This is a genomic window from Mesorhizobium sp. M0016 (genome assembly GCF_040324035.1).
Lineage (GTDB): Bacteria > Pseudomonadota > Alphaproteobacteria > Rhizobiales > Rhizobiaceae > Mesorhizobium.
Genome location: NZ_JAMYVM010000026.1, coordinates 77,646 through 90,527, shown reverse-complemented (window position 1 = coordinate 90,527; position 12,882 = coordinate 77,646). Strand labels below are relative to the sequence as shown.

Here is a 12,882-nt window from a genome sequence, read left to right as displayed (position 1 = left end):
TCGCCGGGCGGGGCTTGGTATTCTTGAATCCCCCGCCCTTTGCCGGCGGCACCTCCCGGATTTCGCCGCGCCCCGGGCCCGGCTGGGCCAGGGGGGCGGCGGGTTTCCCCGCGGGCGTCGACGACAAGGCGGTGCGGGCCGCTGCTGATGCAGCGGTGGCGAAGGGGCGTGTCTCGGTCATTCTCATCGAAACGCCGTCGAATCCGACCAACAGCCTGGTCGACATCGCACTGATCCGGAAGTTTGCCGACGAGATCGGCGCAAGCCAAGGATCAACGCCGATCATCGTCTGCGACAACACGCTGCTCGGCCCGGTGTTCCAGCGACCGATCGAACATGGCGCGGATGTCTCCGTCTATTCGCTGACCAAATATGTCGGCGGCCATTCCGACCTGATCGCCGGTGCGGCGATGGGCAGCAAGGCGGTGACCAAGCCGATCAAGGCGCTGCGCGGCGCCATCGGCACGCAACTCGACCCGCATTCCTGCTGGATGCTCGGCCGCTCGCTGGAGACGCTGTCCATCCGCATGGAGCGCGCCAACGACAATGCGCGGCTCGTGGCCGAATTCCTGCGCGATCACGCCAAGGTCGAGAAGGTGCATTACCTGCCGTTCCTGGGCGAGGATACGGCAGCGGGACGGGCCTACAAGGCGCAATGCAGCGGCGCCGGGTCGACATTTTCTTTCGATATCAAAGGCGGAGAGAAGGCGGCCTTCGCATTTCTCAACGGGCTGCAAATATTCAAGCTGGCGGTGAGCCTCGGCGGCACGGAGTCACTCGCCAGCCACCCGGCGGCGATGACGCACTCCGGCATTCCCTTCGACGTGCGCCAGCGCATTGGCGTGCTGGAGACCACGGTCAGGCTGTCGATCGGCGTCGAGCATCCGGACGATCTTATCGCCGACCTGACGCAGGCGCTGGCAGCGGTCTGATAGCTCGCTTGTAGATATCAGGAAAGGGGCGATCGTCTTGGCAGCGTCGGCGGGACAGCACCCCCCTCTGTTCTGCCGGACATCTCCCCCTCAAGGGGGGAGATCAGCAGCTCTGACCATAGCGCCCTGTCTGCAACGCTGCAGATTGGCGAAGGGCGACATGACATCCAATCTCCCCCCTTGAGGGGGAGATGTCCGGCAGGACAGAGGGGGGTGTGACGGAACTCGGCTTTCGCTGCTAACTTCTCAGCTCTTGTCGCGGATCTGCGTCATCGTCCGCGTCGGCGTGATCGCCTCGGGGTCGAGCCTGATTTCGACGATCGCCGGCTTGCCGCTGGCGCGGGCACGCTCGAAGGCAGGGGCAAAATCTGCCGTGTTCTCGACCGTCTCGCCGTGGCCGCCATAGGCGCGGGCAAGAGCGGCAAAGTCAGGGTTCTTCAGATCGGTGGCGACGACACGGCCGGGATAGTCGCGCTCCTGGTGCATGCGGATGGTGCCGTAGATGCCGTTGTTCACGACGATAACGATGATCGGCAGGTCGTATTGCACGGCGGTAGCGAATTCCTGTCCGTTCATCAGGAAGCAGCCGTCGCCGGCAAAGGCGATCACGGTGCGGTCGGGATGGAGCGCCTTGGCGGCGACCGCAGCCGGGGTGCCGTAACCCATCGAGCCGGAGGTCGGCGCGCCTTGGGTGGCGAAGCGGCGGAAGCGGTGGAAGCGGTGCACCCAGGTGGCGTAATTGCCGGCGCCGTTGGTGAAAATGGCGTCATCGGGCAAAATCTTTTCCAGATAGTTCATGATCGGCCCCATCTGGACCGGGCCGGGGCCGGTCTCAGGCGGCGTCGACCAGTCGAGGTAGGCAGCGTGTGCTTTCGCTGTCTCATCCGCCCAGGCTGGCGTGGAGGTTGGCTTGCGCTTGGCAAAAGCCTCGACGAACGCCGAAGGCGAAGCGTTGATCGCCAGGGTCGGCCGGTAGACGCGGCCGAGTTCGCCGGCATCGGCATGGACATGGACCAGCGTCTGGTCGGGGTAAGGGCTCTTCAGCAACGTATAGTCGGAGGACGGCATCTCGCCCATGCGGCCGCCGATCAGCAGCACCAGGTCGGCCTGCTTGATGGCGGTGGCCAGCTTCGGGTTGATGCCGATGCCGACATCGCCGGCATAGTTCGGGTGCAGATGGTCGAACAGCATCTGGCGGCGGAAGGAGCAGCCGACCGGCAGCGACCAGGCCTCGGCAATGGTGCGCATACGTGCCACCGCTTCCTCGTCCCAGCGTGTGCCGCCGAGGATGACGAAGGGACGCTTGGCTTTGGCCAGAAGCTTTTCCAAAGCATCGAGTTCGGCTTCGCCGGGCCGGGTTTCGACCGGCGTGTGCGGCAAGGCCGCGGGCGCGTCGACAAGACTGGTCAGCATGTCCTCCGGCAGCGAGACGACGACGGGGCCGGGGCGGCCCGATGTCGCGACAGCAAAGGCGCGGGTGACGAGTTCGGGGATGCGCGCGGCATCGTCGATCTCCACCACCCATTTGGCGATGTCGCCGAAGAAGCGCTTGTAGTTGACCTCCTGGAAAGCCTCGCGCTCCTTGGCGTGGCTGGCGACCTGGCCGATGAACAGGATGACGGGTATCGAATCCTGCATGGCAATGTGAATGCCGGCCGACGCATTGGTGGCGCCGGGGCCGCGGGTGACGAAGCAGATGCCGGGCTGGCCGGTCAGCCGCCCCTGGCAGTCGGCCATCATGGCGGCGCCGCCTTCCTGTCGGCAGACAATGGTGCGGATGGGCGAGTCATGCAATGCGTCGAGCACCGCGAGATAGGATTCGCCGGGCACGCAGAAGATGCGGTCGGTGCCGTTCGCCTCGAGTGCGTCGACAATCAGTTGTCCACCGGTCTTCATCGTTTAGACTTCTCCAGTTCGGCAAGAATTTCTTCGGTATGTTCGCCAAGGCGTGGCGAAGGGCGTTCATAGACCAGCGGTGTGCCGGACATCACCATCGGCGCGCGCACCGAGGGCAGACGATTGCCATGGCCATCGTCGAGGTCGAGGCGCATGCCGCGTGCGATCGTCTGCGGGTCGGCAAACATCTGGCCGATATTGTTGATCGGGCTCGCCGGCACGCTTGCCGCTTCGAGCTTGGCCAGCAACGGGTCTCGGTCCCAGTTCTTCAGCGTCTCGATCATGTGCTCGCGCAATTTCACCCGGTTGGCGACGCGGGCCGGATTGGTGGCGAAATCGGGATTCGCTGAGAGATGGTCGAGTCCGACGGCGGCGCAGAATTTGGCGAACTGGCCGTCATTGCCGACCGCCAGGATGATATGGCCGTCCCTGACCGGGACAACCTCATAGGGCGCAATGTTCATATGCGCATTGCCCATCTGCACCGGCGCCTTGCCGGAGACGAGATAGTTGAGGTTCTGGTTGCCGAGTGCGGAAATCTGCGTGTCGAACAGCGCCATGTCGATATGCTGTCCCTGGCCGGTCTTTTCGGCATGGCGAAGCGCTGCCTGGATGGCGATCACCGAATAGAGGCCGGTGAAGATGTCCGATATGGCGACGCCGGCTTTTTGCGGCTCGCGCCCGACCTCGCCGGTGATCGACATCATGCCGGCCATGGCCTGGATGATGAAATCATAGCCGGCGCGGGGTGCGTAAGGCCCATCCTGGCCGAAGCCGGTGATCGAGCAGTAGACGAGCTTTGGATTGATCGCCTTCAGGCTCTCGTAATCGAGCCCGTATTTCTTGAGGCCGCCGAGCTTGAAGTTCTCGATCAGAATGTCGGCCGTGGCAACCAGCCGGCGCACCGTCTCGGCCCCTTCGGGCGTCGAGAAATCGACGGCGATGGAGCGCTTGCCGCGATTGCAGGAGTGGTAATAGGCGGCCGACAGGTTCTCGCCATCATGGCTCATGACGAAGGGAGGACCCCATTTGCGGGTATCGTCGCCGCCATCGGGGCTCTCGACCTTGATGACATCGGCGCCGAGATCGGCCAGCAATTGTCCTGCCCACGGGCCGGCCAGGATGCGGGCGAGTTCGACGACGCGGACGCCTTTCAGCGGAGGTTCAGCCATAAATCACCAAAAACGGGTCGGAACCGCAGCCTCTATCAACCCGGGATGCCGCTGTCACGGGCCTTGCGGTGGGCCAGCGATGTCAGCGTTTGAGCACGCTATCGGCCCAGGCAGCGAAATCGTCCATGACGACATCGCGGTTCACCTCGTTCAAGCTTTCGTGGCGGGTGTCGGCGTAAACCTTTGAAACCAGATTCGAAAAGCCCATCGCACGCATGCGCTTGGCGAGATGGTCGATGCCCTTGCCATAGTCGGAGGCCGGATCCTTCTCGCCGCCGACGATGCTGACGGGCAGGTCGCGCCTGATGCCGGCAAAGCCCGCATCCTTGCCGCCTTTCTGCGCCATCTCCACGACATCGCGCCACATCGAGATCGAGGCATCCCAGCCGCACAGCGGGTCGGCAATGTATTTCGCCACTTCTGCCTCGTCGCGCGACAGCCAGTCGAAGAGCGTCTTGTGGCTGGGCACCGCCTTGCCCCAGGCCTGGAAGGTCAGCCTGGGCAAGATGCGTGAGGGGACATCGGAGCCGAGCCTGAAGCGCTCATAAGCGAGGATGGCGAGCGCAAGCCGGCCGAGCAAGCCTTGTGAGAAATTGCCGTTCCAGATCGCCGCGGCGTGGACGCGCGGCGAGTGCGCCAGCAGGTAGTTGAGCGCCACCGACGCACCCATCGAATGGCCGAACAGGATGACCGGCAGGCCGGGCTGCTCCCTTGCGATCAAATCGTGGACGGCATCGACATCGGCGATCACCTTGGCCGGGCCGCCTGTGCCGGCGAACCTGCCGAGCGGGGCATCGGGCGCCTTGGTCGCGCCATGGCCGCGATGGTCGTGGACGTAGACATGAAAGCCGCGGGTGCTGAGGTAATCGGCGAAGCGGGCATAGCGCGCCGCATGTTCGGCCAGGCCGTGATTGACCTGGACTACCGCGCGTGGAGAGCCCCCCGCGTGCTTCACATAGAGGTTGAGCGTGGCCCCGGTCGGAGAGGCCAGCGTCGTCTGCTTGTCAAATGCCATGTCTCGCTCCTCGGCGACTGTTGGGCGACGGCGGGACCGACGTCAAGGGGAGGTCGAAATCAGCCGGGGTCACTATTGACAGCTTGCTGTCAATTTGGTTATATGACAGCATACTGTCAATTGGATCGGAGCATGACCATGAAAACCGTTTCGCGCCGCGCGTTTCTGCTGGCGAGCCTTTCATCCGCAATGCTCCTGCCCGGCATTGCTTCCAGCCAGACCAGGGAGATGACCATGAAGACCTCAACCATTGCCGGCCCGCAGGGCCAGCTTGCCGGCTACGACATCAAATCCGGCGACGGCCTGCCGATCCTGTTCGCGCATGGCGACTGCAGCCGCGCCACACAGTGGAACCGGGTGATGCAGCTCACCGCAGGTGGCCGTGAGGCGGTCGCCTTCGATTTTCGCGGCCATGGCGCATCGGCGCCTGCAGCTGATGCCGACTACGGCTATGACGGCCGTTCCGACGATATTAGTGCGGTGGCCGATGCGTTCGGCCTGAAGCGGTTTGTCCTCGTTGCACATAGCGGCGGCAGTGGGGCCGCGCTCGCCTATGCCGCCGGCCATGCCGACCGTGTTGCCGGCATCCTGCTGGTCGATCCGGCGACCGATCCGCGCGCCCTGCCCAAAGAGATTCGCGACGGGTTCGTGCGCGATCTGGCGGGGCCAAACGGCGGCGACGTCCTGAGCGCTTATTACACCTCGATCGCCGGATCCAATCCAGATGTCCGCAAACGGGTCCTCGCCGATGCGGCGGTGGTCGATCCGGCGGCTCTGGCAGGCGTCGGCAAGGCGCTGGCGGAATGGAATCCCGAACCGACGCTCGACGCCTATCGCGGGCCGATCTTCGTGCTGGCTACGGAGGCCAATGACAATGCGGCGGCCCTGTTTCGGCTGTGCAGCCGAATTGGCCACAGAACCGTCGCCGGTTCCGGCCATTGGGTGATGCTTGACAAGCCGGAGGCGGTGGCTGAAGCCGTCAACACTTTCGTTTCCACCATCGAGGCCGGCCAGAAATGACAAGCAGGACCGAAGCCGGAGATGTGCTCACCGAAATGGTGCTTGCCGTGTTCCGGCTGAATGGCGGGTTTCTCGACGCGGCCGACCGGCTGGCGGAGCCTGCCGGGTTGACGGCGGCGCGCTGGCAGGTTCTGGGCGCGGTGCTGAAGGAGCCAAAATCGGTGGCCGACATTGCCCGCGACATGGGGCTTGCCCGTCAGAGCGTGCAGCGCCTTGCCGACATTCTGGCCGCCGAAGGGCTCGCCGCCTATGCGGACAACCCGGCGCACCGCCGCGCCAAGCTCCTGGCGATGACCGATGCGGGCCGGGCCGCGATCAGGGATATCGGCACGCGCCAGCATGTCTGGGCCAACCGCATCAGCGAGGGCATCGAGCCTCGCGTGCTTGAGACCGCGCTTGATCTGCTGCGTATGTTGACGAAGCGGGTCGAGGAGGGCGGGGTCTGATCGACCGAGCGATTGTTTTTTGCGGCGGACGAAAGAAATCGTAATTCTGACATGTCACACGTTTCTAGCTTGCGCTATGAAACGCTAGGAGTGCTGGAATGCGGATATCGGCGATATGGGGTGCGGTGTTGGTGGCGCTGGCCGGTGTCGGCCTAGCGCGCGCCGATGTGAAGATGAGCGGCTCCTTCGTGGCCGATGCTGCCTGTCCAGCAACGCAGACAATCAAGAGCGGCAAGAACCCCGGCAATATCGCGACAACGGCTGGACAGAGCTACGACCTCCTGGCCGGCAACAAGGATGCGCCGACGCATTACCTCATCCGCGTGCCGGGCGCCGATCCTGAGCGTCGCTGGGTCAAGATCAGCTGCGGTCATGTCGCCGGCGGCAGCGCAGCCGCCCAGCCGGCCGCGCCCGCCGATCAGGGCAAGCCTGCGGCTTCGGGAAAGCCCGAATATGTCTTTGCGCTGAGTTGGCAGCCGGCCTTCTGCGAAACCAAGTCGAGCAAGCCCGAATGCCAGGCGCAGACGGCGGGCGGCTTCGACGCGTCGCATTTCACGTTGCATGGGCTCTGGCCGCAGCCGAACGGCAATTTTTATTGCCAGGTGCCGGCGAGCGACAAGGCCAATGATAATCCGGCCCATTGGGCCGACCTGCCGCCGGTCAACCTCGATGCCAATACGCGCGCCGAACTCGACCAGGTGATGCCTGGCACCGCCTCCAAGCTCGAACGGCATGAATGGATTAAGCACGGCACCTGCTACGGCAAGAGCCAGCAGGAGTATTTTGCCGAGGCGCTGAACCTGATGCGGGCGGTGAATGCCTCGCCGGTGCGCGAGCTCTTCACCAGGAATGTCGGCAAGCAGCTGACTTCGGACCAGATCCGCAGCGCCTTCGACAGCGCCTTCGGCGCCGGGTCGGGCGCGCGGGTGCGTGTCTCCTGCCTGGTCGATCCGTCGAGCGGCAGGCGGCTGATCGGCGAGCTGACGCTCGGCCTGACCGGCCCGATCGGCCCCGACAGTTCGCTGAGCACTCTCATGCTCGCCTCGGCGCCGACGACCAAGGCGGGCTGTCCGAAGGGCTCGGTCGATGCGGCCGGGTTCCAGTAGGATATCCGTCTGTCGCTTGGCAGTGACGCGGTGATATGGTCTGGATGTGTTTCATTCGGCGGGGGTGGCGATGAGTGGCATGACATCAGGCGCGCTGGCGCGGCTGGCTTTCTGGGCCAGGGGGATGACCGCCATTAAAGACGGCCGCATGGAATGGCCGGGCTTTTCCTATACCGATGCCGAGTGGGCGCGCATGCGCGTGCTTGCCGCGCCGATCGGGGCAAGCCGCTACCAGCTGTTCACTTGGGTCAATGCCGCGATCTTCATCGCCATTGCCGCGCTCGGCATCGTCTGTGTCTTCCTGCCGCTGGCGACACTTTTGTTTCCGGTGCCGGCCGACACCAGCGCGCTCAAATTCTCGGCTCTGCTGGCGGCGTGTGCCTTCCTCATAATCGGGCTCGGCTTGCCGATCTCCATGCGCCTGTCGAGCGCGTTGGCCATCTCCCGGGAGATGCGCGCCGGTCTTGTCGGCGAAGCCGGTGACGAAGCGCTGGCAGCAAAAGTGTCTTGGCAGATCAACCGCATCATGCTGGTCATGTGCGGCCTGCTGGTGCCCGGCATTCTGTTGTTCATCGCTTATGACATCGATGCCAGTCCGATCATCACCGTGCTGAAATGGCTGGCCATCGCGCTGATAGCCGTTTCAGTTGCGGTCGGCGCGTTGCAGCAGCGCAAGCGGAGCTGACAGCCTTATCCGCTGACGCCACGCGTGGGCAATGTCCACGCAGTTAGGTCTTCGGCATCGTCATGCGCTTCGCCGACGACGCGGTCACGCCCGGTGGACTTGGCCCTGTAGAGACGCTCGTCGGCAAGGGCGAAGAGATCGGCAAGCGAGCCTACGGTCTCATCGACAGTGGCGATGCCGGCGCTGACGCTGATGTCGAACCGGTTTACGCACGCTTTGACGGCCTGGCGGAGGTTTTCTCCGAGCAACCTGGCGACCGCATGCGGCTGCGAGCAAAGGATGGCGAACTCCTCGCCGCCGATCCTGAAAACCTGATCGTGTGCGCCGGCCGCCTGGGTCAGCACCTGGGCGATCGATCTCAGCACCCTGTCGCCCTCGGCATGGCCGAAGCGATCGTTGATCGACTTGAAATGGTCGACGTCGACGATCAGCAGGCTGAGCGGTTGGGCCGTGCGCAGGCTGACAGCGACCAGACGTTCGCCGTCGCTGTCAAAGCGTCCCCTGTGCAACAGGCCGGTGAGGCCGTCGCGGCCGACATGTTCGACCAGGGCTTCGTAGCGCTCGCGGTAGGTCAAGGTATCGAAGACGTCGGACAATCCGCGCGGTGCGGTAACCCGCCGCGTTTCGAACCATCTGAGGTAGGCGACAAGCATGGCGCTGTAAGCAAAAGCGGCACCCATCTTGGCGAACCAGCCGCCGAAGAAGACGGCGATCGGTGCGCCTGCGACGAAATGCAGGGCGGTGAAAAATCCGGCCTGGTCGAAGGTGAGCACGCAGGCGACGCAAATCAGGATGCGGGAGAACGGCGCCTTGCGCAGATAACGCCCGAGCTTTTCGTAAAGCAGGATGATCAGGATGGCGTCGATGAAGAGCAGCGTCGTGCCCCACACCATCAGCCAGCCCAACTGGTCGATGAAACCGATATCGGGAAGCTTGCCGTCGGAAAGGGCTGAAATATCGTGCAGGCGCAGGATCAGGACCAGCCCGATCATCAAGGCATTGCCGAGCAAAAGGCCATAGATCGGCTGGCGCACCGTGGCCGCATCTTCCTTCATGTAGAGCAGAAGCAGCATCACCAGCTTGCCGGAAAACAGCACCGCCGAGCCTGGCGAGACCATGCCGAAGGGCAGGGCGACATAGAAGACGCTGGCGAGATAGGTTTCGAGGAAATGCATGGCGCCCAGCGCGCAGACGAAGACGCCGAGGCCGATGCGATCCCTGAAGCGGAACAGCGTGACCATGACGCTGAAGTAGACGACCGCTTCGGCAAGGAGCAGGAAACTGTTCAGCACTACCTTCGGTCCGATCTTTACTTTCGATCGCGACAGGCCAGCGATCGATCCTGTTTTGACGCTGAAGGGTTAACCGGGGATTTCAACGCTCCCCACAACCGGCGGAAAACATAACGTGCGGTGTACACCCGGCTTGAAATGGCAAAAGCGATTGCCGTTCGGCCCGGCATCGCCTACATAGCGGCCAACCTCCATTCAATCCGACATTTTCGGTCAATCATCAAGGAAAGCGCGCGTGGCACGCCAGTTCATCTATCACATGGCCGGCCTCAACAAGGCCTATGGCACCAAGAAGGTGCTTGAGAATGTCCATCTCTCCTTCTATCCCGACGCCAAGATCGGCATCCTCGGCCCCAACGGCTCGGGCAAGTCGACGATCCTCAAGATCATGGCCGGGCTCGACAAGGAGTGGAACGGCGAAGCTTGGCTCGCCGAAGGCGCCACCGTCGGCTATCTCGCGCAGGAGCCGGCGCTCGATGCCAACAAGACGGTGTTCGAGAACATCATGGAAGGTGTCGCCGCCAAGACCGCCATCATCGAGCGCTACAACGAATTGATGATGAACTACTCCGACGAGACGGCCGATGAGTCCGCCAAGCTCCAGGACGAGATGGACCGGCTCAATTTGTGGGATCTCGAACAGCAGGTCGAGATGGCGATGGAAGCGCTGGGCTGCCCGCCCAAGGATTCCGAAGTCACCAAGCTTTCGGGCGGTGAGCGCCGCCGCGTCGCGCTCTGCCAGTTGCTGCTGCGTCAGCCCGACCTCTTGCTGCTCGACGAACCGACCAACCATCTCGACGCCGAAACCACGGCGTGGCTCGAAAAGCATCTGCGCGCCTATCCGGGCGCCGTGATGATCATCACCCACGATCGCTACTTCCTCGACAATGTCACGGGATGGATCCTCGAGCTCGATCGCGGCCGCGGCATTCCCTATGAGGGCAACTACACCAAATACCTCGAAGCCAAGGCCAAGCGCCTCAAGCAGGAAGGTCGCGAGGACGACGCCCGCCAGCGCGCTATCGGCCGCGAGCGCGAGTGGATCCAGTCCAGCCCGAAAGCCCGCCAGACCAAGTCCAAGGCGCGTATCCAGGCGTTCCAGGACCTGCTGGATGCAGCCGACAAGCGGCGTCCGAGCGATACGCAGATCGTCATTCCGCATGGCGAGCGGCTCGGCAATGTGGTGATCGAGGCGGAAGGCTTGTCGAAGGGCTTTGGCGACACGCTGTTGATCGAGGGTCTGGAGTTCAAACTGCCGCCGGGCGGCATCGTTGGCGTTATCGGGCCGAACGGCGCCGGCAAGACGACGCTGTTCCGCATGATCACCGGCCAGGAAACGCCGGATGCCGGCTCTGTCCGCATCGGCGAAACGGTGAAGCTCGGCTATGTCGACCAGAGCCGCGATGCGCTCGATCCGTCAAAGACGGTGTGGGAGGAGATTTCCGGCGGCGCAGAAGTGGTCAAGCTCGGCAAGTTCGAGGCCAACACGCGCGCCTATTGCGCGTCGTTCAACTTCCGTGGTGGGGACCAGCAGCAGAAGGTCGGCAACCTCTCCGGCGGCCAGCGCAATCGCGTGCATTTGGCAAAGATGCTGAAGACCGGCGGCAATGTGCTGCTGCTCGACGAACCGACCAACGACCTTGACACGGAAACGCTGGCGGCGCTCGAAGACGCGCTGGAAAACTTTGGCGGCTGCGCCGTCATCATCTCGCACGATCGTATGTTCCTCGACCGTCTGGCCACCCACATCCTGGCCTTTGAAGGTGACAGTCATGTCGAATGGTTCGAGGGCAATTTCGAGGATTATGAGCAGGACAAGATCCGCCGGCTCGGCCCCGAGGCCGTCAACCCGCACAGGATGACGTACAAGAGGCTGACGCGGTAGGGCTGCGGCGATCCGTTGCAGGCGGTGTGCGTTTGACCTAAATTGATCGGATGGAGTCGTCCATGATCACAGTCAAACTGCCGCAAAAAGCCGAGAAACTGCTGGCCGAAATGGCCAAGGCCAGCGGTCGCACCGCCGACCAGGTTGCAGCCGAAGCGATCCTCGAGGCCATCGAAGATTGGCACGACGCCGCAATTGCGGACGAACGCCTGAGAGATGATGACGGTGTGCGCATTCCGCTGGATGAAGTGATCCGGAAGCTCGAACGTCGTGAAGCCGAGGAGCGTCGCAAGAAGCCTGCCGCTGAATGACCTGGCGTGTCGAGTTCACGCCGCGCGCCGAGAAAGACATCGAACGGCTTTCGACGAAAGATCAACGGCGCATCCTGGAGTTCCTGAATCAGAGAGTTTCAGCGCATCCCAATCCGAGAGCCCTTGCCAAGCGCCTGACGGGCACAAAGGAAGAAGCTTGGCGGTTTCGTGTCGGTGACCACAGGATCATTACTCAGTTCCAGGACAGCCGGCTTGTCGTGCTGGTCGTGGAGGTTGGCAACCGTCGTGAGGTTTATCGATGAACAGCACAGCCGCAAAACCTGACTGGTCCGCCGCCCAATATCTGAAATTCGAGGATGAGCGGACGCGGCCCGCGCGCGATCTTGTTGCGCAGGTGCCGGTGGATTTCCCGCGCCGGGTGGTCGACATCGGCTGCGGCCCGGGTAATTCGACCGAGCTGCTGGTCGAGCGCTGGCCGGATGCTGATATCAGCGGCTTCGACACCTCTCCCGACATGATCGAGAAGGCGAAGGCGCGCCTGCCCAGCGTCAATTTCGACCTCGCCGATGTCTCGACATGGCGACCGGCCGAGCCGGTCAACGTCATCTTCGCCAACGCGGTATTCCAGTGGCTGCCCACCCACCCGGTAGTGTTCCAGCGGCTGATGGGCTTTCTCGCCCCCGGTGGCGCGCTCGCCGTCCAGATGCCCGACAATCTGCTTGAGCCGTCGCATCAGGTGATGCGCGAGACGGCCGCCGAAATGCCGTTCGCCGCCAAGATGGCAGGTGCTGCGCGCGGACCGCTGCCGGCGGTGTCGTTCTATTATGATCTCTTGTCGCCGCTCTCCGACCGGGTGGATATCTGGCATACAGCCTACAATCATCCGCTGACCGACGCCGAGGCGATCGTCGAATGGGTGAAGTCGACGGGGCTGAAACCTTTCCTCGATCCGCTCGACGCCGACGAGCGCAAGATCTTCCTCGACAGCTACACGGCCAAGATCGCCAAGGCCTATCCGAAGACCGCAAACGGCAAGGTGCTGCTGCGCTTCCCGCGCATTTTCATCGTCGCCAAGCGGGCCGGCTAGCACTCCCGATGACATCCGGCCACAGCCTGTGGTTTAAGCCGGCGTAAACCGGTGGGGTGAGAAAAGTGTTGTGT

The 12,882-nt window shown here is 63.3% G+C and carries 13 protein-coding genes; 9 read left to right on the top strand and 4 right to left on the bottom strand.

All coding sequences use genetic code 11. The features are described 5' to 3' along the window. The coding region (locus NKJ88_RS27795) for a PLP-dependent transferase (protein ID WP_352446340.1) at positions 1-932 on the top strand (932 nt) is incomplete at its 5' end. A 246-nt stretch (positions 933-1,178) separates the two neighbouring features. Here NKJ88_RS27795 and NKJ88_RS27790 read toward each other — a convergent pair. The 3 genes from NKJ88_RS27790 to NKJ88_RS27780 all read right to left on the bottom strand — a co-directional run bounded on the left by NKJ88_RS27790 (position 1,179) and on the right by NKJ88_RS27780 (position 5,015). After that, entirely contained in the window at positions 1,179-2,828 is a 1,650-nt protein-coding gene (locus tag NKJ88_RS27790; protein WP_023714796.1) for a thiamine pyrophosphate-binding protein, read from the bottom strand. After that, positions 2,825-4,000 carry a CaiB/BaiF CoA transferase family protein gene (locus NKJ88_RS27785; RefSeq protein ID WP_352446339.1) on the bottom strand — a complete coding sequence of 392 codons (1,176 nt, stop codon included), beginning with the start codon at positions 3,998-4,000 and terminating at the stop codon, positions 2,825-2,827. Before NKJ88_RS27785 ends, NKJ88_RS27790 begins: the two co-directional genes overlap by 4 nt. 82 nt (positions 4,001-4,082) lie before the next feature. Next, positions 4,083-5,015, bottom strand: coding sequence for an alpha/beta fold hydrolase (locus NKJ88_RS27780; protein ID WP_023733090.1), 933 nt, complete (start codon positions 5,013-5,015; stop codon positions 4,083-4,085). Positions 5,016-5,147: 132 nt separating this feature from the next. Here NKJ88_RS27780 and NKJ88_RS27775 point away from each other — a divergent pair, with 132 nt between their 5' ends. The 4 genes from NKJ88_RS27775 (at position 5,148) to NKJ88_RS27760 (ending at position 8,272) form a co-directional block, all read left to right on the top strand. Beyond that, positions 5,148-6,035: an alpha/beta fold hydrolase gene (locus tag NKJ88_RS27775; RefSeq protein WP_352446338.1), complete on the top strand. Its 888-nt coding sequence runs from the start codon at positions 5,148-5,150 to the stop codon at positions 6,033-6,035. Further along, positions 6,032-6,481 carry a MarR family winged helix-turn-helix transcriptional regulator gene (locus NKJ88_RS27770; RefSeq protein WP_023815585.1) on the top strand — a complete coding sequence of 150 codons (450 nt, stop codon included), beginning with the start codon at positions 6,032-6,034 and terminating at the stop codon, positions 6,479-6,481. The genes NKJ88_RS27775 and NKJ88_RS27770 overlap by 4 nt, the downstream gene beginning before the upstream one ends. A gap of 98 nt (positions 6,482-6,579) precedes the next feature. Continuing rightward, positions 6,580-7,587 carry a ribonuclease T2 family protein gene (locus NKJ88_RS27765; RefSeq protein ID WP_352446337.1) on the top strand — a complete coding sequence of 336 codons (1,008 nt, stop codon included), beginning with the start codon at positions 6,580-6,582 and terminating at the stop codon, positions 7,585-7,587. 70 nt (positions 7,588-7,657) lie between these two features. Next, complete coding sequence (locus NKJ88_RS27760) at positions 7,658-8,272, top strand: hypothetical protein (protein ID WP_031194875.1); 615 nt, start codon at positions 7,658-7,660, stop codon at positions 8,270-8,272. Positions 8,273-8,277: 5 nt separating this feature from the next. On the opposite strand, the gene NKJ88_RS27755 is transcribed toward NKJ88_RS27760, so the two are convergent. Further along, complete coding sequence (locus NKJ88_RS27755; protein WP_352446336.1) at positions 8,278-9,564, bottom strand: GGDEF domain-containing protein; 1,287 nt, start codon at positions 9,562-9,564, stop codon at positions 8,278-8,280. A gap of 235 nt (positions 9,565-9,799) precedes the next feature. On the opposite strand from NKJ88_RS27755, the gene ettA reads away from it, so the two are divergent. Genes ettA through tam form a run of 4 tightly spaced genes read left to right on the top strand, consistent with a single transcriptional unit; the run spans position 9,800 to position 12,808 of the window. After that, positions 9,800-11,449: an energy-dependent translational throttle protein EttA gene (gene ettA / locus NKJ88_RS27750; protein WP_023688009.1), complete on the top strand. Its 1,650-nt coding sequence runs from the start codon at positions 9,800-9,802 to the stop codon at positions 11,447-11,449. A gap of 50 nt (positions 11,450-11,499) precedes the next feature. Then, positions 11,500-11,760 (top strand): DUF6290 family protein, encoded by a 261-nt coding sequence (locus tag NKJ88_RS27745; protein WP_031194871.1) that lies wholly within the window; start codon positions 11,500-11,502, stop codon positions 11,758-11,760. Beyond that, the gene (locus tag NKJ88_RS27740; RefSeq protein WP_023668237.1) at positions 11,757-12,023 is read left to right on the top strand and encodes a type II toxin-antitoxin system RelE family toxin; all 267 of its coding nucleotides are present in this window, start codon (positions 11,757-11,759) and stop codon (positions 12,021-12,023) included. The genes NKJ88_RS27745 and NKJ88_RS27740 overlap by 4 nt, the downstream gene beginning before the upstream one ends. After that, positions 12,020-12,808 (top strand): trans-aconitate 2-methyltransferase, encoded by a 789-nt coding sequence (gene tam, locus NKJ88_RS27735; RefSeq protein WP_023830782.1) that lies wholly within the window; start codon positions 12,020-12,022, stop codon positions 12,806-12,808. The genes NKJ88_RS27740 and tam overlap by 4 nt, the downstream gene beginning before the upstream one ends. Positions 12,809-12,882 lie beyond the last annotated feature (74 nt).

Bases quoted from the DNA above. Each gene is read 5' to 3' on its own strand.
- NKJ88_RS27785 (WP_352446339.1), bottom strand. From the start codon at position 4,000: ATGGCTGAACCTCCGCTGAAAGGCGTCCGCGTCGTCGAACTCGCCCGC.
- NKJ88_RS27745 (WP_031194871.1), top strand. From the start codon at position 11,500: ATGGAGTCGTCCATGATCACAGTCAAACTGCCGCAAAAAGCCGAGAAA.
- tam (WP_023830782.1), top strand. From the start codon at position 12,020: ATGAACAGCACAGCCGCAAAACCTGACTGGTCCGCCGCCCAATATCTG.
- NKJ88_RS27765 (WP_352446337.1), top strand. From the start codon at position 6,580: ATGCGGATATCGGCGATATGGGGTGCGGTGTTGGTGGCGCTGGCCGGT.
- NKJ88_RS27790 (WP_023714796.1), bottom strand. From the start codon at position 2,828: ATGAAGACCGGTGGACAACTGATTGTCGACGCACTCGAGGCGAACGGC.
- NKJ88_RS27770 (WP_023815585.1), top strand. From the start codon at position 6,032: ATGACAAGCAGGACCGAAGCCGGAGATGTGCTCACCGAAATGGTGCTT.
- NKJ88_RS27775 (WP_352446338.1), top strand. From the start codon at position 5,148: ATGACCATGAAAACCGTTTCGCGCCGCGCGTTTCTGCTGGCGAGCCTT.
- NKJ88_RS27760 (WP_031194875.1), top strand. From the start codon at position 7,658: ATGAGTGGCATGACATCAGGCGCGCTGGCGCGGCTGGCTTTCTGGGCC.
- NKJ88_RS27740 (WP_023668237.1), top strand. From the start codon at position 11,757: ATGACCTGGCGTGTCGAGTTCACGCCGCGCGCCGAGAAAGACATCGAA.
- NKJ88_RS27780 (WP_023733090.1), bottom strand. From the start codon at position 5,015: ATGGCATTTGACAAGCAGACGACGCTGGCCTCTCCGACCGGGGCCACG.